This window comes from Methylobacterium thuringiense, assembly GCF_022179645.1.
In the GTDB taxonomy this organism is placed as follows: Bacteria; Pseudomonadota; Alphaproteobacteria; order Rhizobiales; family Beijerinckiaceae; genus Methylobacterium; species Methylobacterium thuringiense.
On record NZ_BPRA01000008.1, the window covers coordinates 186,962 to 206,811 of the forward strand.

The window sequence follows — 19,850 nt, forward strand, 5'->3', positions numbered from 1 at the left end:
GACTGTCGTTGGGTCGCTACCCTGGAGATAGGGCGCGTCGCGCCTCGAAACCCTCCCCCTCTGCGGGGGAGGATGCCCTGCGGATGCAGGGCGGGAGAGGGTCCGCAATGTCCGGACACGGCGCTCCCCTCTCCCGACCCGCTTTCGCGGGCCACCCTCTCCCCTTCCAAGTCGGGTATACCCGACTTGGGCACCCGCAATGCGGATCTCGGGCAAGCCCGAGGTCCATGGGGAGAGGGGGGCTTCCCGCGCTACTTCTTATGCCGCGCGATCTGGTCGCGGGCGGCCTGCAGGACCTTTTCCGGCGAGAAGCCGAACTTCTTCTGCAGGTCCTTGATCGGGGCCGACGCGCCGAAGGTGCTCATGCCGATGATTGCGCCGGAGAAGCCGGCATAGCGGTCCCAGCCGATCACCGAACCCTGCTCGACGGCGACGCGGGCCAGCACCTCCGGCGGCAGCACCGAATTGCGGTAGGCCTCGTCCTGGCGCTCGAACAGGTCCCAGGACGGCATCGAGACGATTCGGGCCTTCACGCCCTCGGCCTTCAGGGTTTCGTAGGCGCCGACGCAGAGCTGCACCTCGGAGCCGGAGGCGATCAGGATCACCTCGGGCGTGCCCTCGCCGCCAGCGAGAACGTAGGCGCCCTTGGCGACGCCCGACGCGCTGGCGAAGACGGTCCGGTCGACGGTCGGCAGCGGCTGACGGGAGAGGGCGAGCACGGCGGGCTGGTTCTTCAGCGAGAAGATCACGCGGTAGGCTTCGGCGACCTCGTTGGCGTCGGCCGGGCGCAGCGTCACGAGGCCCGGGATGCAGCGCAGCGACAGAAGCTGCTCCACCGGCTGGTGGGTCGGGCCGTCCTCGCCCACGCCGATCGAATCGTGCGTGAAGACGTGGAAGACCGGCAGCTCCATCAACGAGGCGAGCCGGATCGGCGGGCGCATGTAATCGGCGAAGACCAGGAAGGTCGCGCCGTAGGCCCTCAAGCCCACGAGGCCGAGGCCGTTCACGATCGAGCCCATGGCGTGCTCGCGCACGCCGAAATGCACGTTGCGGCCGCCGGGGTTGAGTGGGGTCAGCGAGCCGGCCCCCTCGAAGGTGAGGGCGGTCTTGTTCGACGGTGCGAGATCGGCCGAACCACCGAGCATGAACGGTACGTGCGGGGCGATGGCGTTGAGCACCTTGCCGGACGATTCGCGGGTGGCGAGGCCCTTGGCGTCGGCCGGAAACACCGGGATGTCCTTGTCCCAGCCGTCGGGCAGGCGGCCTTCGAGGAAGGCGTCGAGTTCTTCGGCGTGGGTGGCGTCGGCCTCTTTCGCCTTGGTCAGCAGGTTTTGCCAGTCCGCGAACAGCGCCGCGCCGCGCTTGCCGATGCCATCTGCGAAGGTGTCGTAGACGCCGTCCGGCACCAGGAACTGCGCGTCCTCCGGCCAGCCGTAGAAACGCTTGGTGCCCCGGACCTCCTCCTCGCCGAGCGCGTCGGAATGGGCCTTGGAGGTGTTCTGCTTCGTCGGCGCGCCGTAGCCGATGACGCTCTTGACCACGATCAGGGTCGGGCGGTCGTGCGAGGCCTTGAAGGTGTCGAGCGCCGCGGCGATGGCGTGGGCGTCGTTGGCGTCGGCGACGCGCAGCACCTGCCAGCCATAGGCGAGGAAGCGGGCGGCGACCTCCTCCGAGAAGGCGAGCTCGGTGTGGCCCTCGATGGTGACGGTGTTGTCGTCGTAGATCCAGCACAGGTTCGCCAGGCGCAGGTGGCCGGCGATCGACGCGGCCTCCGAGGCGACGCCCTCCATCAGGTCGCCGTCCGAGCACATGGCGTAGACGTCGAAATCGTAGAGAGGCAGGCTCGGCTTGTTCAGGCGCTTCTCGAGGAAGCGGCCGCCGATCGCCATGCCGACGGAGTTGGCCACCCCTTGGCCGAGCGGCCCGGTGGTGGTCTCGACGCCGGTGGTGAAGTGGTATTCGGGGTGGCCCGGCGTGCGGCTGTCGAGCTGACGGAAGTTCTTGATGTCCTCGATCGTGATCGCCGGGGCGTTGCCGCCGTCGCTCTCGGCCACGCGGGCGAGGTGCAGCAGCCCGTAGAGCAGCATCGAGGCGTGGCCGCAGGACAGAACGAAGCGGTCGCGGTTCGGCCAGTGCGGGTTGGCCGGGTCGTAGCGCAGATAGCGGTTCCACAGGGTGTAGGCGACGGGAGCGAGGCCCATGGGCGCGCCGGCATGGCCGGAATTGGCCTTCTGGACCGCGTCGATCGCGAGCGTCCGGATCGTGTCGATCGCGCGCTGCTCGGCCTCGCTGAAGCCGCTCTTGGCGACGGTGTCTGCTCCGCTCATACCGTGTGTCTTCCCAGTTTGTTCACAGCGGCAGGGCGGTGGACGGCGAGGCGGCGGAAGTCTCCTCCGCCTCATCCACGTCGTCCTCCACCCGAGCCGTTCCGCGTGCCTCGTTCGGCGAGACCGCACGGCTGTAATTGAGGATCGTGTTCACGAGTGCAACGTGCGTGAACGCCTGGGGGAAGTTGCCCACGAGGCGCTTGCGCTTCACGTCGTACTCTTCGGACACCAGCCCGAGATCGTTGCAGATCCCGATCAGGCGCTCGATGATCGCCCGCGCCTCGTCGCGCCGGCCGAGCCCGATCAGGTTGTCGGCGTACCAGAACGTGCAGGGCAGGAAGGCGCCCTCGTTGCCGGTCAGGCCGTCGGTGGTGGAGCCCTCCGTCTCGTAGCGCAGGATGAAGCCGTCGCGCATCAGGTGCTTCGCCACCGCTGCGACGGTGCCGACCACGCGCGGGTCGTCCTGGGGCAGGAAGCCTACATGGGCGATCAGCAGCACGCTCGCATCGAGCGCCTTCGCGCCATAGGACTGCACGAAGCTGTTGAGTTCGGTGTCGAAACCCTTCTCGCAGACCTCGGCGTGGATCTCGTCGCGGATCCGGCGCCAATGCGCGACCGGGGCCTGCGGCGACTCCTCCTCGGTGTGACCGCGGATGGCGCGGTCGAAGGCAACCCAGGCCATGATCTTGGAATGCACGAAGTGCCGGCGCCCGCCGCGCACCTCCCAGATGCCCTCGTCGGGCTCGCGCCAGGCGGTCTCCAGGTGTTTCATGATGGCCCGGCCGACGCGCCAGCCGTCCTTGTCGCCGAGCATGCCGCGCTGGCGGGCCTGGTAGAGCGCGTCGAACAACTCGCCGTAGACGTCGAGCTGGAACTGCGAGATGGCCGCGTTGCCGATGCGGACGGGCCGCGAGCCCTCGTAGCCGGGCAGCCAGTCGAGCTCGATCTCGGGCAGCAGGCGCTCGCCGGCGATGCCGTAGAGGATGTGGGCCTGTTCCGGGCTGCCGGCGACGGCGCGCAGCAGCCAGTCGCGCCAGGCCCGCGCCTCTTCGATGAAGCCGGAATCCATCAGTGCGAGCAGCGTGAAGGTCGAATCACGCAGCCAGCAGAAACGGTAGTCCCAGTTGCGGCTGCCGCCGATATCCTCCGGCAGGGAGGTGGTCGGCGCGGCGACGATGCCGCCGGTCGGCCGGTAGATCAGCGCCTTCAGCGTCAGCAGCGAGCGCTTCAGCATCGCATCCCAGGGCGTGCCCGTGGCGCAGTGGTCCGACCATTCGCGCCAGAACCGGTTGGTATCGGCCAAAACCTTGCGCGGCTCGATCGGCGGCGGATCGTCGAGATGCGAGGGGCCGTAGCTCAGGACGAACCAGACGGTCTCGCCCTCGTGGACCGTGAACTCGCTGACCGTGGTCTGGCCGACGCCGCGCATCGGTGCGCGGGTGCGCAGCACGACCTTGTGGGGCCCGGAGATGGCGCGCAGGTCGCCCATCTCGTTGCGGGAGACCCAGGGGGTGGCCGAGCCGTAATCGAAGCGCACGGCCAGATCCATGCGCATGGCGACCCGGCCCTTGCGGCCCTCCACGAGCCGGATCACGTGCGAGCCGTCGGCGGCCGGCATGTAGTCGGTGACGCGGACCTCGCCCTCGTGGGTGGTGTGGTAAGTGTCGAGAACCAGCGAGCCGGTGCGGTAACGCCAGGAATGCTTGGCGTGTTCCGCCACGGGCGCCAGCTTCCAGAAGCCGTGCTCCTCGGTGCCCAGGAGCTTGGCGAACAGGGCCGAGGCGTCGAAGCGCGGCCAGCACAGCCAGTCGATGCTGCCGTCGCGCCCGACCAGGGCCGCGGTGCGGCCGTCGCCGATCAGCGCGTAATCCTCGATCAGACCTGCCATGAACCCTCGGGCGACGGCGCGATGCTGACCGTCAACACCGAGTTAGGGCCGCGGCCGGTGCGTTCCAGCCCCGAGCGCACGGCCCCGATCGCTGGCCTGTGTTGCGGTGCGGTCGGGGCGGCGGCGTGTGCAGACTCGAGAAGTCAGCGGGCGCTGGCGATGAGGTCGACCACCGAGCCGCCGAGGGAGGCGGCTTCGCTGCCGACGCCGCTGCCGAGCTTGCGCGCCTTCTCGACCCAGAAGACGGCCGTCGCGGCGAATGGGATGGCGCCGGTGGGCAGCAGGCCCTCGTCGGCCTCGGCCTGGCCGCGCATCGGCTCCGGAACCGCGGCGGGCTCGGAGGCGGACCTGACCGGCGCGGGCGGGGTGCGGATGGCCGTGTCGACGCGGCGGGCTTCGCCGCAGCGCGGCGCGGCGCAGGCGCGGCGGGCCGCGACGGCTGGACGGGCGGGGCGCACGGCCGGCGCCTTCGCGGGCTCGTCGGCGTCGGCGAATTGCGGCGTGTGCAGCGTCAGCGGATGCAGACGGGCAAAGGCGAGGGCGGCGGGAATGGCAGGCGCCGTCTCGGAGACGAGCGCCGGGTGGAAGCCGTCGGCGCCGGCGGGCGCGGCCCGGGCCGTGGCGATCGGGGCGACGGGCGCCGGCGCGGTCGGCGCCCGGCAGAGCAGCGAGAGGCCGGCGACGGCCAGCGCTGTGGCGAGCGTCGGCAGAAACGGGAGTGCCGAGCCGCGGCCCGGCGTCAGCGTCTCCACACCGGGATCGTGAGGGCCACATCCGCTCATCGGCTCAAACCTCCCTGATGGTTCGCGACGTGAGCGCATTTGCCGACCCGTTTGCGGCGGAACCTGGGCCGTTTCGTCTCGGGACCGTAACAATGCTGCACGCGACGTCGCCGTCAGCCGTCGGCGGGCACGCCGCTTGCAATCCCGGCCATGGCCACGCTACCGCCAGCCGCACCGTCCCGAACAGCGAAAAAATCCGGCCTCGATGACCGAGACCAGCCTCACCGTCGCCGTGATCGATCCGAGCCGGGTGCGCGCCGCGATCCTCGAAGAGGGATTGCGCGCGGCCGGCGTCGGCACGGTCGTCCTCGTGTCCGACGGCCCCGACCTGCAGGCGCGGGTCGCGGCACTCAAGCCCGACGTGGTGGTGGTCCATCTCGAGAGCCCGAGCCGGGACATCCTGGAGCAGATGTCGGGCATCTCCCGGCACGTCGAGCGCCCGGTGGCGATGTTCGTCGACCGCTCCGACGCCACCATGATGCAGGCGGCGGTGGATGCCGGCATCTCGGCCTACGTCGTCGACGGACTGCGCACGGAACGGATCCGGCCGATCCTCGACATCGCGATCCTGCGCTTCAACGCCTTCGCCCGGCTCCAGCGCGAGTTGCTGGAGGCCAAGAGCGAACTCGCCGACCGCAAGGTTATCGACCGCGCCAAGGGAATCCTGATGAGCCGCAAGGGCCTGTCGGAGGAGGAATCCTACAAGCTGCTGCGCCGCCAAGCGATGAACGAGAAGCGCAAGATCATCGACATCGCCAAGGCCATCGTCACCGCGGCGGACCTGCTCGGATGAGGGTCGATCTCGGATACGTTCCCCTGACCGATGCCGCCCCGGTCCTGGCCGCGGCCGAACTCGGCTTCGCGCGGGACGAGGGGATCGACCTCGTGCTCACACCCGAGCCGTCCTGGGCGACGCTGCGCGACAGGTTGGCCCTCGGGCATCTCGATGCAGCGCACATGCTGGCGCCGCTGGCGCTGGCGACGCGGCTCGGCCTGTCCGGCCCCCGGGCCGACCTCGTGGCGCCGATGGCGCTGAACCTCAACGGCAACGCGATCACGCTGTCGCTGCCGCTCTGGGAGGCGATGGCGCCGGAGACGGACGACCTCGACACGGTCGCCACCGCCTTCGCGCGCATCGCCCGCGACCGGGCGGGGCAGGGCAGGCCGCTGACCCTCGCCACGGTCCACCCGTTCTCCTGCCACAGCTACCAACTCCGGATCTTCGCCGAACGCGGCGGCCTCGACCTCGCGCAGGCCGTACGCATCGTCGTGGTGCCGCCGCCCCAGACCGTGGAGGCGGTGGCGAGCGGCGAGATCGATGGGGTCTGCGTCGGAGCGCCCTGGAACAGCATCGCGGTCGCCGCCGGTCTCGGCCGCATCGCCGCGCTCGGTTGCGCGATCGTGCCCGATTGCCCGGAAAAGGTGCTGGCCATCCACGCCTCGCAGATCGAGGCGCTGGCGCCGCTGGTCGAGGCCGTCCAGCGGGCCGGGATCTGGTGCGCCGACCCGGCCAATGTCGGCGAACTCGCCGAACTGCTCTCGGAGCGGGGCGGCCTCGGCCCGGATACCGACCTGATCCGGCGCTCGCTCACCGGTCATCTCGTGATGGATTCCGCCGGACGGCGCCACACCGATCCCGATTATCTGCGGCTCGGCGCCGACGTGCACCGGCCGCGGCCCGAGCACGGGCTCTGGCTCGCCGAGCAGATGGCCGCCTCAGGGCAGATCGCGGACGCCGCCGGTATTGCGGCGGCGTGCCATGCCTTCTACCGCACGGATCTGCTCAAAGCGTAGCCATTGACTCCGGCCTGCCGCGGCATTGTGCGGGCCGATGCGCCAGACGCCTCATTTTTGTGCAGCGCACCGTAGAAGGAGGGCCGGTCGGCGCCAGCCCCGCAAATCATGAATTCACTCCGGCGCGACAGCGGCTTGGAGGCGTTCCAGCCTGATGGCACGGTTCGTGCGAGCCTCCCTCCATCCTGTCAACGGCGACGGGTTCTAGCCGTCAGCAAGGCCGCTGATCCGGATCATCCCTCCGCGATGCATCATCGCGCGGACGATCTCGACCAGCGGCTTTTTTCGTTCTTTTTCCGCGTTTCGATGCGGCAGGGCTTGGGGACAGAATGCATTTCGATCGGGGCAACACGCGTCGCGGGCTCCTCAAGGGCGCCGTCGCTACGCTGGCACTGACGGCCGCCGCCCGCGCGGCGCTGCCGGGGGGCGCCTTCGCGCAGGGCGCCGGGCCGGAGGTGAATGGGGCCAAGCTCGGCTTCATCGCGCTGACCGACGCCGGTCCGCTCTTCGTCGCCAAGGAGAAGGGCTTCTTTGCCAAGCACGGCATGCCCGACGTCGAGGTCCTGAAGCAGGCATCGTGGGGCACGACTCGCGACAACCTCGTGCTCGGCTCCGAGGGCAACGGCATCGACGGCGCGCATATCCTGACGCCGATGCCCTACCTGATCACCGCCGGCCGGGTGACGCAGAACAACGTGCCCGTGCCGATGCAGATCCTGGCGCGGCTCAACACCAACGGCCAGTGCATCTCGGTGGCCAAGGAATACCTCGACCAGAAGGTCGCCCTCGATTCGAAGGTGTTCAAGGCGGCGATCGAGAAGAAGAAGGCGTCCGGCAAGTCGGTGAAGGCGGCGATGACCTTCCCCGGCGGCACCCACGACCTCTGGATCCGCTACTGGCTCGCCGCCGGCGGCATCGACCCCGACAAGGACATCGAGACCATCGTTGTTCCGCCCCCGCAGATGGTGGCGAACATGAAGGTCGGCACCATGGACTGCTTCTGCGTCGGCGAGCCGTGGAACGCGCAGCTTGTGCAGCAGGGCCTCGGCTATTCGGCGCTGACCACCGGCGAGCTCTGGAAAGACCACCCGGAGAAGGCCTTCGCCATGCGCGCCTCCTGGGTCGAGAAATATCCCATCGCCGCGAAGGCGCTGACCATGGCCGTGCTCGAAGCCCAGATGTGGTGCGACAAGCCGGAGAACCGCGACGAGTTCGCGGCGATCGTCGCCAAGCGCCAGTGGATCAACATTCCCGTCGGCGACGTCGCCGGCCGGATGAAGGGCACCATCGATTACGGCGACGGCCGCGTCGTCGAGAACAGCCCACACGTGATGAAGTTCTTCGCCGACAACGCCTCGTACCCGTACCAGTCCCACGACCTCTGGTTTCTCACCGAGGACATCCGCTGGGGCAAGTTCGACGCGCAGACCGACACCAAGGCGCTGATCGCAAAGGTGAACCGCGAGGACATCTGGCGCGAGGCGGCCAAGGCGCTCGGCGTCACCGCAATCCCCGCCTCCACGTCCCGCGGCAAGGAAACCTTCTTCGACGGCAAGGTCTTCGACCCGGCCGATCCGGCCGCCTACCTGGCCAGCCTCGGCATCAAGAAGGTGGCGTGATGGCATCCTCCTCCGCTCTCGCCCTCGGCACCGCCGGCCGCGACAAGGCCTCGGCCAAGTCGCGCGGTCCGTTCGTCACGATGAAGGGCATCAAGGGCGTCGCCGCCCGCGTGATCCCGCCGCTCGTCGTGCTCGCCGTCTTCATGCTGCTCTGGGAGATGCTGTGCTCGTCCCCGACGGCCGGCCTGCCGCCGCCCTCGCGCGTCGTCACCGAGGCCTGGGAGGTCATCGCTCACCCGTTCTACGACAACGGCGGTACCGACAAGGGGCTGTTCTGGCACCTCGCGGCGAGCCTCCAGCGCGTGGCGCTGGGCTTCTCGCTGGCGGTGATCGCCGGGGTGATGCTCGGCACGCTCGTCGGCCAGTCCGAATGGGCGATGCGGGGGCTCGACCCGATCTTCCAGGTGCTGCGGACCATCCCGCCGCTGGCATGGCTGCCCCTCTCGCTTGCCGCATTCCGCGACGGACAGCCCTCGGCGATCTTCGTGATCTTCATCACCTCGATCTGGCCGATCATCATCAACACGGCGGTCGGCATCCGCAACATTCCGCAAGACTATCGCAACGTCTCGGCCGTCATCCGGCTGAACCCGATCGAGTTCTTCTGGAAGATCATGCTGCCGTCCGCCGCGCCGTACATCTTCACCGGTCTTCGCATCGGCGTCGGACTGTCCTGGCTCGCCATCGTCGCGGCCGAGATGCTGATCGGCGGCGTCGGCATCGGCTTCTTCATCTGGGACGCGTGGAACTCCTCGCACATCAGCGAGATCATCGTCGCCCTCGTCTATGTCGGGCTCATCGGCTTCGTCCTCGACCGGTTGGTGGCCGGCTTAGGGATGCTCGTGACCCGCGGCACCAGCGTAGCCTGAGGAGACCGAGCATGGCCCATCTCACCCTCTCCCAGGTCGGCATCAGCTTCACCCGCGGCGGCAAGACGTCGGAAGTGCTGCGCGCGGTCGACCTCTCCATCGCCAAGGGCGAGTTCGTCTCGATCATCGGGCATTCGGGCTGCGGCAAGTCGACGGTGCTGAACATCGTCGCCGGCCTGCTCAAGGCCTCGACCGGCGGCGTGCTGCTCGGCGGCAAGGAGGTCAACGCCCCCGGCCCCGACCGCGCCGTGGTGTTCCAGAACCACTCGCTGCTGCCCTGGCTCACCGTCCGCGAGAATGTCGCGCTCGCCGTCGACAAGGTGTTTCGCGGCAAGAAGACGCGACCTGAGCGCACCGAGTGGATCGAGCACAACCTCGCGCTCGTGAACATGATGCACGCCGCCGACAAGCGGCCGGCCGAGATCTCCGGCGGCATGAAGCAGCGCGTCGGCATCGCCCGGGCGCTGGCCATGGAGCCGAAGGTGCTGCTGATGGACGAGCCCTTCGGCGCCCTCGACGCGCTCACCCGCGCCCATCTCCAGGACTCGATCATGGAGATCCAGATGCGGCTCAAGAACACCGTTATCATGATCACCCACGACGTGGACGAGGCGGTACTGCTCTCCGACCGCATCGTGATGATGACGAACGGCCCGTCCGCCACCATCGGCGAGATCCTGACCGTGCCGCTGAAGCGTCCGCGCCGCCGTCTCGACCTCGTCGAGGACGCCACCTACGTGCATGCCCGCGCCGCCGTGCTGGAGTTCCTCTACGCCCGCCACGCTCAGCCCGCCGTCCTCGCCGCGTGAGTCTGGAAAGCGGCATGAGAACGAAAGAAAAACTCGTCGTCGTCGGCAATGGCATGGCCTCGCTCCGCTTCCTGGAGCGGCTGACCGAGCGCGCGCCGGGCCGGTTCGACATCACCGTCGTCGGCGCCGAGCCGGTCGCCGCCTACAACCGCGTGCTGCTGTCCTCGCTGCTCGGCGGCGAGGTCGACGAGGCGGCCTGCGGATTCCGTGGGCTCGACTGGTACGCGGAGCACGGCATCCGCCTGATCACCGGCGCGCCGGTCACCGCGATCGACCGGGCCAAGGCCACGGTTCATGTCGGCGACACTTTCGTCACCGGCTACGATCACCTCGTGCTCGCCGTCGGCTCCCTGCCGATCCGCCTGCCGCTGCCCGGCGGCGATCTGCCCGGCGTCATTACCTTTCGCGATTTCGCGGATGTCACTACGATCCGCAAGGCGGCGGTCGAGCACGCCAGGGCCATCGTCATCGGCGGCGGCCTGCTCGGTCTCGAGGCAGCCGTCGGGCTCGCCCGGCTCGGCGTCGACACCACGCTGCTCCACGTCATGGACCGGGTGATGGAGCGCCAACTCGATCATACCGCCGCCCGCCTCGTGAAGGCGGCGATGGAAGAGCGCGGCGTAAAGATGCTGCTCTCGGCCAACACCGCCTGCATCGAGGGTCACGGACGGGTCGAGCGCCTGCTCCTCAAGGACGGCACGGTGCTGCCGGCCGACCTCGTGGTGATGTCGGTGGGCATCAAGCCCTCCACCGCGCTCGCCGCGGCCTGCGGCCTCGAGATCGGCCGCGGCATCAAGGTCGACGACCGTATGGCGACCTCCGACCCGCGCGTCTTCGCGCTAGGCGAATGCGCCGAGCATCGCGGCGTGAGTTACGGCCTCGTCGAGCCCGCCTACGAGCAGGCCGAGGTGCTGAGCCGCTGCCTGCTCGGCGAGGACGCAGCCTATACCGGGACCTCGCTCGCAACGAGCCTGAAGGTCTCGGGGCTTCCCGTGTTCTCCGCCGGCGTGGTCGACACCCCGGACGGAGCCGAGGCGATCGTGCTGCACGATGCCACCGCCGGCCTCTACCGCAAGCTGACGATCCAGGACGGCCGGCTGGCCGGCGCCGTCTTCGTCGGCGACATCTCCGAGCAGGCCCGGTGCAAGGACCTTATCCGCACCGGCGCACCGCTCGCCCCGCACGACCGGGACGACCTGATGTTCGGGACGCCCGCTCCATCCCCCGCCAAGACATCCCTCGCAGCGTGAAGGACGCAAGGAATGGCTGACGATTCCGTTGCTCTCGACTTCAACGCCGAGCAGAAGCGCTACCTCGAAGGCTTCGCCTCCGGCATCGCCGCAGCCCGCATGACCGGTGGCCTTGCCGGCGGCGGCGCGGCGTCAGGGCCGCCGGCCGAGCCGACGGGGCCGGACGCGATCCACATCAAGGCGCAGGACCGCACGATCAAGGACGGCAGCAAGCTCGCCGATCAGGAGAAGTGGAAGCGCGCGGAAAATCCCTTCGAGGGCCACAACCGGCTGATCGCCGAGGCGGCGACAGGCAAGGCCCCGAAGCCGGAGGACAATTTCCGCTGGCGCTACCACGGCCTGTTCTGGCTCGCACCGAACAAGACCCACTACATGTGCCGCCTGCGCATCCCGAACGGCATCCTGCATCACTGGCAGTTTTCTGGGATTGCCGATCTCGCCGATGCGCATGGCAGCCCGTACGCCCACGTCACCACACGCGCGAACCTCCAGGTTCGCGAGATCGCGCCCGAGCACGGTCAGCCCTTCCTCGATGGCCTGACCGATCTCGGCCTCACGGCGCGGGGCTCGGGTGCCGACAACATCCGCAACGTCACCGGCTCGCCCACCGCCGGCATCGACGCGCAGGAGATCCTGGACACGCGGCCGCTCGCCAAGTCCTGGCACACCTGGATCCTCAACGACCGCTCGCTCTATGGGCTGCCCCGAAAATTCAACGTCGCCTTCGACGGCGGCGGCGTGATGCCGGTGCTGGAGGAGACCAACGACATCGGCTTCCAGGCGATCCAAGTACTGGAGGGCGCGAGCGTCGCGCCGGGCGTCTGGATGCGCCTCGTGCTCGGCGGCATCTCCGGCCATAAGGACCTCGCCCGCGATACCGGCGTGGTGCTGAAGCCCGAGGATTGCAACGCGGTCGCCGACGCGATCCTGCGCGTCTTCATCGAGCACGGCGACCGGACCAACCGCAACAAGAGCCGGATGAAGTACGTCCTCGATGCTTGGGGCTTCGAAAAATACCTCGCCGCCGTGGAGGAGAAGCTCGGGCGCAAGCTCGACCGGGTCGATCCCGCTCATGTCGCGCCGCGCAAGATCACGAACCGCTTCGCCCATGTCGGCGTGCACAAACAGGTGCAAGAGGGCCTGAACTGGATCGGCGTCGTACTGCCCGTCGGCAAGATGACGACCGACCAGATGCGGGAACTGGCCAAGATCTCGTCCGAGTGCGGCGACGGCCAGATCCGGATGACCGTCTGGCAGAACTTTATCTTCTCCGGCGTTCCGGACGCGAAGGTCGCCGAGGTCGAGAGCCGCGTCGCCGCGCTCGGCCTGACTACTGCGGCCTCCAGTATCCGCGCCGGTCTCGTCGCCTGCACGGGCATGAACGGCTGCAAGTTCGCCGCCGCCGACACCAAGGGCGACGCGATGATCATTGCCGCGCATGTCGAGCAGACGGTGATCGCCCTCGACGTGCCAGTGAACGTCCACGTCACCGGCTGCCACCATTCCTGCGCCCAGCACTATATCGGCGATATCGGACTGATCGGGGCCAAGGTCCCCGTCGGCGAGGAGGGTGACACCGTCCCGGGCTACGACATCGTCGTCGGCGGCGGCTTCGCCGAAAACCCGAAGATCGGCTCCGAGATCTGGAAGGCCGTGAAGGCGGAGGACGCGCCGTCCCGCGTCGAGGCCCTCCTCAAGACCTACCTCGCGTTGCGCAGCGACAAGGACGAGAGCTTCCAGGCCTTCACGGCCCGGAAGGGGCCGGACGCCCTGCGTGACGCCGCCGAAGACCAACCTGCCCTCAAGGCCGCCGCATGACCCAACATGTCTCGCCCCCGCTCGTCCTGATCCCCGAGAATGCGCCGTTCAATCCCGACCAGCGCTCGTGGCTCTCGGGCTACTTCGCGGCCCTGCTCGGCCCAGCCGTCGAAGGCGCAACCGCGCTCGCACCGGGTGAAATGCCCGGAGGCGGCCCGCGGCTCGCCGACAACGACGACGCGCCGTGGCACGACCCGTCCATGCCGATCGTCGACCGCATGGACATGGCCAAGGAACGGCCTGAGCCCCAAAAATTCATGGCGGCGATGGCGCAGCAGGATTGCGGGCAATGCGGCTACAACTGTGCCGACTACGCCAACGCGATCTTCTTGAAGAAGGAAGAGCGGCTGAACCTCTGCGCGCCGGGCGGCAAGGAAACGCTCCGGATGCTGAAGAAGCTCGACGAGGAGTTCGGCGCCTCGGGCGGCGCGGCTCCCGCGAAGGCGGATGACGCCGATGCTCCGAAGCCGGCGGCCGATCTCGGTCCCCTCGGATTCTGCCGCGAGAACCCGGTCGAGGCGCTGTTCCTGTCGCGCCGCCGTCTCAACGAGCCGGGCGGCGAGAAGGAGACTTGGCACGTCGAGATCGACCTGACGGACACGCCGATCGACTACGTCGTCGGCGACAGCCTCGGGCTGTTTCCCGCCAACGCCCCGGCGCTGGCCGACGCGGTGATCGCCGAACTCGGCGCGCGCCCGGAGCGGATGATCGGCGGCAAGACCCTACGCGACCGCCTGCTGACCGACTACTCCCTCGGCGCGGCGCCGGACGGGCTCTACCAGCTCCTCTCGCTGCTGACCTCGGGACCGGCCCGCAAGAAGGCGCAGGCGCTCTCGGCCGGCGAGGATCCGGACGGCGACGCCGCCTATCTCGACGTCCTCGGCGCGCTCCACAAGTTCCCCGGCGCCCGCCCCGACGCCGAGGTTTTTTTGGAGTCCCTCGATGAGCTGCAGCCGCGGCTCTATTCGATTTCGTCGAGCCCCAAGGCCGATGTCGGCAAGGTCTCGCTGACCGTCGACGCCGTACGCTACAACCACCGCTCACGCCTGCGCCTAGGCGTCGCCTCGACGCATCTCGGCGAGCGCATCCCCGAGAAGACGAAGGTCAAAATCTACCTGCAGAAGGCGCACGGCTTCGCGCTGCCGGAGGATCCGTCGAAGGACGTGATCATGTGCGGACCAGGCACCGGCATCGCGCCGTTCCGGGCCTTCCTGCGCGAACGTGCGGCCATTCAGGCCCGCGGCCGCAACTGGCTGTTCTACGGCCACCAGCGCCAGGCTTCGGACTTCTTCTACAAGGACGAGCTGAACGCCCTGAAGGACCAAAAGGTGCTCAACCGCCTCTCGCTCGCCTGGTCGCGCGATGGCTCGGAAAAAACCTACGTCCAGGACCGCATGCGCGAGAACGGCGCCGATCTCTGGAAGTGGTTCGAGGGCGGCGCGCATTTCTACGTCTGCGGCGATGCCAAGCGCATGGCCAAGGACGTCGAGCGCGCGATCATCGATGTCGCCGCCCAGCATGGCGGCAAGTCGCCGGACGAGGCCGTGGCCTATCTCGCCGGTCTGAAGAAGAGCGGGCGGTATCAGGCGGACGTGTACTGAGCCGGGCACCTTCCCACTCTCCTCTGCGGGGTAGGGTGCCCCTGCTTCAGCAGGGGTCGGGAGAGGAGAGCGCCCTTTCCGGATGAACCCGAGCGCGTCCCCCTCTCCCGCCTGCTCCGCAGGCACCCTCTCCCACAGAGGGGAGAGGGCTTCGCGGGCAGCCCGGCCCGACTTTTGCTGCCGCAAACCAAGAATCCGCCGAGGCTCACGCCATGACCGTGCCCGCGTCCGACGCCGTCGTGAAAACCACCTGCCCCTACTGTGGGGTCGGCTGCGGCGTGCTGGCCAGCCCGGACGGGCAGGGCGGGGCGGGCATCGCCGGCGACACCGAACACCCGGCGAATTTCGGCCGTCTCTGCTCGAAGGGCTCGGCGCTGGGCGAGACGCTCGGCTTCGAGGACCGGCTGCTGCACCCGATCGTCGACGGGGCGCGCGTGTCCTGGGAAGGCGCGCTCGGCACGGTGGCGGGCGGCCTTAAGAAAATCGCCGAACAGCACGGGCCGGATTCAATCGCCTTCTACCTCTCCGGCCAGCTGCTGACGGAGGACTATTACGTCGCCAACAAGCTCGCGAAGGGCTTTCTCGGAACGCCCCACGTCGACACGAATTCCCGGCTCTGCATGTCGAGCGCCGTGGCGGCCCATCGCCGCGCGTTCGGCTCGGACACCGTGCCCGGCTGCTACGAGGATCTCGACGAGGCCGACCTGCTGGTCCTCGTCGGATCGAACACCGCCTGGTGCCACCCGATCCTCTATCGCCGCATGGCCGACGCAAAGGCCAAGCGTGGCACCACGATCGTCACGATCGACCCCCGCCGCACCCAGACCGGCGAGGAAGCCGACCTGCATCTCGGGCTGAAGCCCGGCAGCGACACCGCCCTGTTCTCGGGGCTCCTCGTGCATCTGGCGGGGCAGGGCGCCGTCGACCGGGCTTACGTCGCCGAGCACACCGCCGGCTTCGACGCGGCGCTGGAGCGGGCCCTCACCATCGCCCCGACCATCGCCGCTACCGCCGCCGCGACTGGCCTGAGCGAGGCCGATGTCGGCCGGTTCTTCGCGCTGTTCACCCGCACCCGCCGGGTCGTGACCTGCTTCAGCCAAGGCGTGAACCAGTCGGCCCAGGGCACCGACAAGGGCAACGCCATCATCAACTGCCACCTCGCCACCGGGCGGATCGGGCAGCCGGGTATGGGGCCATTCTCGCTGACCGGGCAGCCCAACGCCATGGGTGGGCGCGAGGTCGGGGGACTCGCCAACATGCTCGCCGCCCACATGCATTTCGACAATCACGAGGTCGACAAGGTCCGCCGCTTCTGGAGCGCGCCGAACATCATCACCGGCGAGGGCATGAAGGCGGTGGCGATGTTCGAGGCCATCGCGCGGGGCAAGATCAAGGCGCTCTGGGTGATGGGCACCAACCCCCTCGTCTCGATGCCGCGCGCCGACGAGATCCGCGCGGCAATCGCCGGCCTCGACCTCTACGTCGTCTCCGAAGTGCTCGCGACGAGCGACACGGCGCGCGCGACGGCGAAAAAGACCGTGCTGCTGCCGGCTCTGGCCTGGGGCGAGAAGGACGGGACGGTCACGAATTCCGAGCGCCGCATCTCGCGCCAGCGCCGCTTCCTGAAAGCTCCCGGCGCGGCCCGGGCCGACTGGGCGATCATGAGCGACGTCGCCAAGCGCCTCGGCCACGGCGCGGCCTTCGCCTACACCTCCGCCGCGCAGATCTTCCGCGAGCACGCCGCGCTGTCGGCCTTCGAGAACGACGGCACCCGCGACTTCGACATCGGCGGCCTCGCCGATCTCAGCGACCGCGCCTACGACGCGACGGCGCCCGTGCAATGGCCGCTGACGAAGCGCGGCCCGGATCCGCGAAAAGGCCGGGCGCGGATGTTCGCCGACGGGCGCTTCTACACCTTCGACAAGCGCGCCCGCTTCGTCGCCGTGCAGCCGCCGGCCCTGGCCCAGCCGGCGACCGCGGAGCATCCGCTGATCCTCAACACCGGCCGGGTGCGCGACCACTGGCACACCATGACGCGCACCGGAAAGAGCCAGCGTCTCTCCGCCCACCGTGCCGTGCCGTTCGTGGAGATCCATCCCGACGATGCCGCACGCTATCGCCTGACCGAGGGCGGTTTCGCCCGGGTAACGACGGCCAATTCCAGCGCGATCCTGGAGGTGACGATCAGCGACGGCGTGCGGCCTGGCGACATCTTCGCGCCAATGCACTGGAGCGACATGACCGCCTCCAACGGTCGCGTCGTGGCGCTGGTGCGCGGCACGCCCGATCCGGTCTCCGGCCAGCCCGAGCTGAAGGCGACGCCCGCCGCAATGGAGCCTGTCGCCTATCGCTCGCGCGGCTACCTGCTGACCCGCGCGGCGACGGCGGCCCCCTCCGGCTGGTGGTGGACCCGCGCGACGGTGCAGGGCGGCTCGGGGCTGATCTTCGCGACGCAGGACGGTTCTCGCGAAGTCGCGATGGCGCTGCGCGGGCTGTTTCCGGCGCACGAACTCGCCGAATATTCCGACCATGCGCGGGCCCTCTACCGGCTCGCGGCCTATCGCGACGGCCGGCTCATGGCCTGCCTTGCCGTCGAAACGGGCGAGCGGCGGCCGGACTGGGAACTCGCCAAGCAGGTTTTTGCGGCCCCCGAGATCGAGGCGGCCGATCGGCGCAGCCTGCTCTCCGGCCGGACCCAGACGGCGTCGGCCGGTCCGGTGATCTGCGCCTGCCACGGCGTCGGCCTCGACGTCATCACCGCGACGATCGCGGCCGGCGCCGGCTCCGTCGAACAGGTCGGCGCGGCCTGCAAGGCCGGCACGAATTGCGGCTCGTGCATCCCAGAGATCCGCAAGCTGCTCGCCCCGGCGCTTGCGCGCGACGCCGCGTGAGGTCAGGTTCGGGACCGTCACGATGTCGAGACCCACGCTTTCCGCGATGAGCACGCCCCGTCAGCCACGCGAAACCCGCTCCGCCGGCCTCGAGCCGCTGGCGGTGCTGCCCGTCTTCGTGCCGCTGCAGGGCAAGCGCGCGGTGCTCGCCGGCTCGAACGGCGGCGCGCCCTGGAAGGTGAAGCTGCTCGCCGCCGCCGGGGCAAACGTCGATGTCTACGCCCCCGAGCCGAGCGAGGAATTGCTTGCCGTGCCAGGCAATATCGCCGCCGGCTCCGTGACCCTGCATCACCGCGCCTGGACGCCGGCCGATCTGGCGGGCGCGGCCTTCGCCATCGGCGCGATGGAGGATGAGGACGACTGCATCGCCTTCGTCGCCGAGGCACGGAAAACCGGGGCGATCGTCAACGCCGTCGACCGGCCGCATCTCTGCGACGTGAAGTTCGGCGCCATCGTCAACCGTTCGCCGCTGGTGGTGGGCATTTCCACCGAGGGGGCCGCCCCCGTCTTCGGGCAGACCGTGCGCGCCCGCATCGAGGCGATGCTGCCGCGTGGGTTCGCCCGCTGGGTCGGGGCGGCGCGCGACTGGCGCGAGGCCGTCACCGGCCGCTTCCACGGCTTCTCCGAACGTCGCGGCTTCTGGGAGCGGTTCACGGACCGCGCCTTCGCCGAGCCCGATCGGGCGCCGACCGAGACAGACCTCGAAGAGCTCCTGGGCCAGGCTGAGGCGGCCCCGAAGGGCGGCGCGGTGACCCTCGTCGGCGCGGGGCCGGGCGATGCCGAGTTGCTGACCCTCAAGGCGCTGCGTGCCCTGCGCAACGCCGACGTCATCCTCTACGACGACCTCGTCGCCCCCGAGATCCTCGATTATGCCCGCCGCGAGGCCCGCACCATGCTCGTCGGCAAGACCGGGCACGGGCCATCTTGCCGCCAGGACGATATCAACGCGCTGATGGTCTCGCTGGCGAAGGCCGGTAAGCAGGTGGTTCGCCTGAAATCCGGCGACCCGCTCGTCTTCGGTCGCGCCGGCGAGGAGATCGACGCCTGCCGTCTGGCCGGCATTCCCTGCGCCGTCGTGCCGGGCGTGACCGCCGCCCAGGGTGCCGCCGCCTCGCTCGGCATCTCGCTGACGCACCGTGACGCCGCGCGCCGCCTGCAATACGTCACCGGTCACGACCGCCGCGGCGCGCTCCCCGAGGACCTGAACTGGGGGGCGCTGGCCGATCCGAGCGTCACCACCGTGGTCTACATGCCCAAGCGCACCCTCGGCGTGCTGCTGGAACGCGCCATCGCCGAGGGACTCGCCCCCACGACGCCGGCCCTCGTGGTCTTCAATGCGACCCGGCCCGAACAGGCCACGGTCACCGGCACCGCCACCGACCTCGCCGCGCGGATTGAGGCCGCCGGCTTTGAGGGTCCGGCGATCCTGATGGTGGGCGAAGCGCTCGGGCGCCGCGAGGCGGGGGTCATCGTCGAGAGCGGGCAGGATCGGCTGGCGATCTGAGCGGCTCGGGCGAGGGTCGACCGGACGCATGAGGCGGGCCTTGGCGTTCCGTCGCCGCCGCGGGTAGAGGTGCGTCCCTCATCGTCGGACTGCTACCATGATCGCCAAGCCTCGCGCTCTCCTGATCCTGCTCGCCTTCACCGCCGGCCTGGTGGCGCTCTCGGCGGGCGCGGTGATGTACCTCACGCCGAAGAACGACCAGGCGGTTAGGAGCGCCGTCGGCGGACCCTTCACCCTGGTGAACCAGGAGGGTAGGACCGTCACCGAGCGCGATTTCGCCGGGGCGACGCATCTCGTGTTCTTTGGCTTCACCCATTGCCCCGACGTGTGCCCGACGACGCTGCAGCAGATCAGCGACGTGCTCGCCGCCCTCGGACCGAAAGCGGACAAGCTGAAGGTCGCCTTCGTCACCGTCGATCCCGAGCGCGACACGCCGGAGACCCTCAAGACCTACCTGTCGAGCTTCGACCCGCGCATCACCGGGTTGACCGGAACGCCGGAGCAGGTCGCGGCGGCGGTGAAGGCCTATCGCGGCTATTCCCGCAAGGTCGAGGGCAAGGACGGCGACTACGTCATGGAGCACACCGCGCTGGTCTACATCATGGATGGCCGCAACGATTTCGTCGGCGCGCTCAATCTTCAACGGACGCCGCAGGAGACGGCGAAGGAGCTGGCCGGTCGGATCTGACTCTTTTTGC

14 protein-coding genes are annotated in these 19,850 nt (G+C 69.2%); 11 read left to right on the forward strand and 3 right to left on the reverse strand.

The genetic code is table 11. The features are described from left to right. Positions 1–251: 251 nt before the first annotated feature. The 3 genes from tkt to MFF07_RS09800 all read right to left on the reverse strand — a co-directional run bounded on the left by tkt (position 252) and on the right by MFF07_RS09800 (position 4,997). On the reverse strand, positions 252–2,327 hold the full coding sequence (gene tkt / locus MFF07_RS09790; RefSeq protein WP_238231724.1) for a transketolase: 2,076 nt from the start codon (positions 2,325–2,327) through the stop codon (positions 252–254). Positions 2,328–2,349: 22 nt separating this feature from the next. Continuing rightward, a complete protein-coding gene (locus tag MFF07_RS09795; RefSeq protein WP_147820303.1) occupies positions 2,350–4,215 on the reverse strand; it encodes a glycoside hydrolase family 15 protein in 1,866 nt (621 codons plus the stop codon). 143 nt (positions 4,216–4,358) lie between these two features. Continuing rightward, positions 4,359–4,997 (reverse strand): hypothetical protein, encoded by a 639-nt coding sequence (locus MFF07_RS09800; protein ID WP_238231726.1) that lies wholly within the window; start codon positions 4,995–4,997, stop codon positions 4,359–4,361. A 205-nt stretch (positions 4,998–5,202) separates the two neighbouring features. Between MFF07_RS09800 and MFF07_RS09805 the strand changes: the two genes are divergently transcribed. From MFF07_RS09805 to MFF07_RS09855, 11 genes are all read left to right on the forward strand, one after another. Then, entirely contained in the window at positions 5,203–5,790 is a 588-nt protein-coding gene (locus MFF07_RS09805; protein ID WP_147816722.1) for an ANTAR domain-containing response regulator, read from the forward strand. Then, positions 5,787–6,791, forward strand: a complete 1,005-nt coding sequence (locus MFF07_RS09810) for a CmpA/NrtA family ABC transporter substrate-binding protein (RefSeq protein ID WP_238231728.1) — start codon at positions 5,787–5,789, stop codon at positions 6,789–6,791. Before MFF07_RS09805 ends, MFF07_RS09810 begins: the two co-directional genes overlap by 4 nt. Positions 6,792–7,120: 329 nt before the next feature. Continuing rightward, entirely contained in the window at positions 7,121–8,410 is a 1,290-nt protein-coding gene (locus tag MFF07_RS09815) for a CmpA/NrtA family ABC transporter substrate-binding protein (protein ID WP_147816724.1), read from the forward strand. Beyond that, the gene (gene ntrB / locus MFF07_RS09820; RefSeq protein ID WP_147816725.1) at positions 8,410–9,279 is read left to right on the forward strand and encodes a nitrate ABC transporter permease; all 870 of its coding nucleotides are present in this window, start codon (positions 8,410–8,412) and stop codon (positions 9,277–9,279) included. The genes MFF07_RS09815 and ntrB overlap by 1 nt, the downstream gene beginning before the upstream one ends. A gap of 11 nt (positions 9,280–9,290) precedes the next feature. Continuing rightward, on the forward strand, positions 9,291–10,088 hold the full coding sequence (locus MFF07_RS09825; protein WP_238231730.1) for an ABC transporter ATP-binding protein: 798 nt from the start codon (positions 9,291–9,293) through the stop codon (positions 10,086–10,088). A 14-nt stretch (positions 10,089–10,102) separates the two neighbouring features. Beyond that, the gene (locus MFF07_RS09830) at positions 10,103–11,338 is read left to right on the forward strand and encodes an NAD(P)/FAD-dependent oxidoreductase (RefSeq protein ID WP_238231731.1); all 1,236 of its coding nucleotides are present in this window, start codon (positions 10,103–10,105) and stop codon (positions 11,336–11,338) included. Positions 11,339–11,350: 12 nt separating this feature from the next. Then, entirely contained in the window at positions 11,351–13,156 is a 1,806-nt protein-coding gene (locus tag MFF07_RS09835; protein WP_147816728.1) for a NirA family protein, read from the forward strand. Continuing rightward, a complete protein-coding gene (locus tag MFF07_RS09840; RefSeq protein WP_147816729.1) occupies positions 13,153–14,757 on the forward strand; it encodes a sulfite reductase subunit alpha in 1,605 nt (534 codons plus the stop codon). Before MFF07_RS09835 ends, MFF07_RS09840 begins: the two co-directional genes overlap by 4 nt. Before the next feature lie 212 nt (positions 14,758–14,969). After that, on the forward strand, positions 14,970–17,648 hold the full coding sequence (locus tag MFF07_RS09845; RefSeq protein WP_147816730.1) for a nitrate reductase: 2,679 nt from the start codon (positions 14,970–14,972) through the stop codon (positions 17,646–17,648). Positions 17,649–17,694: 46 nt separating this feature from the next. After that, a complete protein-coding gene (cysG, locus tag MFF07_RS09850) occupies positions 17,695–19,152 on the forward strand; it encodes a siroheme synthase CysG (protein WP_147816731.1) in 1,458 nt (485 codons plus the stop codon). A 97-nt stretch (positions 19,153–19,249) separates the two neighbouring features. Continuing rightward, positions 19,250–19,840: an SCO family protein gene (locus MFF07_RS09855; protein ID WP_147816732.1), complete on the forward strand. Its 591-nt coding sequence runs from the start codon at positions 19,250–19,252 to the stop codon at positions 19,838–19,840. The last annotated feature ends 10 nt before the right edge of the window (positions 19,841–19,850 follow it).

What these genes read in the sequence shown, in the direction of transcription:
- tkt (WP_238231724.1), bottom strand. Translation starts at nt 2,327, where the DNA reads ATGAGCGGAGCAGACACCGTCGCCAAGAGCGGCTTCAGCGAGGCCGAG.
- MFF07_RS09810 (WP_238231728.1), top strand. Translation starts at nt 5,787, where the DNA reads ATGAGGGTCGATCTCGGATACGTTCCCCTGACCGATGCCGCCCCGGTC.
- MFF07_RS09855 (WP_147816732.1), top strand. Translation starts at nt 19,250, where the DNA reads ATGATCGCCAAGCCTCGCGCTCTCCTGATCCTGCTCGCCTTCACCGCC.
- cysG (WP_147816731.1), top strand. Translation starts at nt 17,695, where the DNA reads ATGAGCACGCCCCGTCAGCCACGCGAAACCCGCTCCGCCGGCCTCGAG.
- MFF07_RS09830 (WP_238231731.1), top strand. Translation starts at nt 10,103, where the DNA reads ATGAGAACGAAAGAAAAACTCGTCGTCGTCGGCAATGGCATGGCCTCG.
- MFF07_RS09815 (WP_147816724.1), top strand. Translation starts at nt 7,121, where the DNA reads ATGCATTTCGATCGGGGCAACACGCGTCGCGGGCTCCTCAAGGGCGCC.
- ntrB (WP_147816725.1), top strand. Translation starts at nt 8,410, where the DNA reads ATGGCATCCTCCTCCGCTCTCGCCCTCGGCACCGCCGGCCGCGACAAG.
- MFF07_RS09845 (WP_147816730.1), top strand. Translation starts at nt 14,970, where the DNA reads ATGACCGTGCCCGCGTCCGACGCCGTCGTGAAAACCACCTGCCCCTAC.
- MFF07_RS09840 (WP_147816729.1), top strand. Translation starts at nt 13,153, where the DNA reads ATGACCCAACATGTCTCGCCCCCGCTCGTCCTGATCCCCGAGAATGCG.
- MFF07_RS09825 (WP_238231730.1), top strand. Translation starts at nt 9,291, where the DNA reads ATGGCCCATCTCACCCTCTCCCAGGTCGGCATCAGCTTCACCCGCGGC.
- MFF07_RS09835 (WP_147816728.1), top strand. Translation starts at nt 11,351, where the DNA reads ATGGCTGACGATTCCGTTGCTCTCGACTTCAACGCCGAGCAGAAGCGC.
- MFF07_RS09800 (WP_238231726.1), bottom strand. Translation starts at nt 4,997, where the DNA reads ATGAGCGGATGTGGCCCTCACGATCCCGGTGTGGAGACGCTGACGCCG.
- MFF07_RS09795 (WP_147820303.1), bottom strand. Translation starts at nt 4,215, where the DNA reads ATGGCAGGTCTGATCGAGGATTACGCGCTGATCGGCGACGGCCGCACC.
- MFF07_RS09805 (WP_147816722.1), top strand. Translation starts at nt 5,203, where the DNA reads ATGACCGAGACCAGCCTCACCGTCGCCGTGATCGATCCGAGCCGGGTG.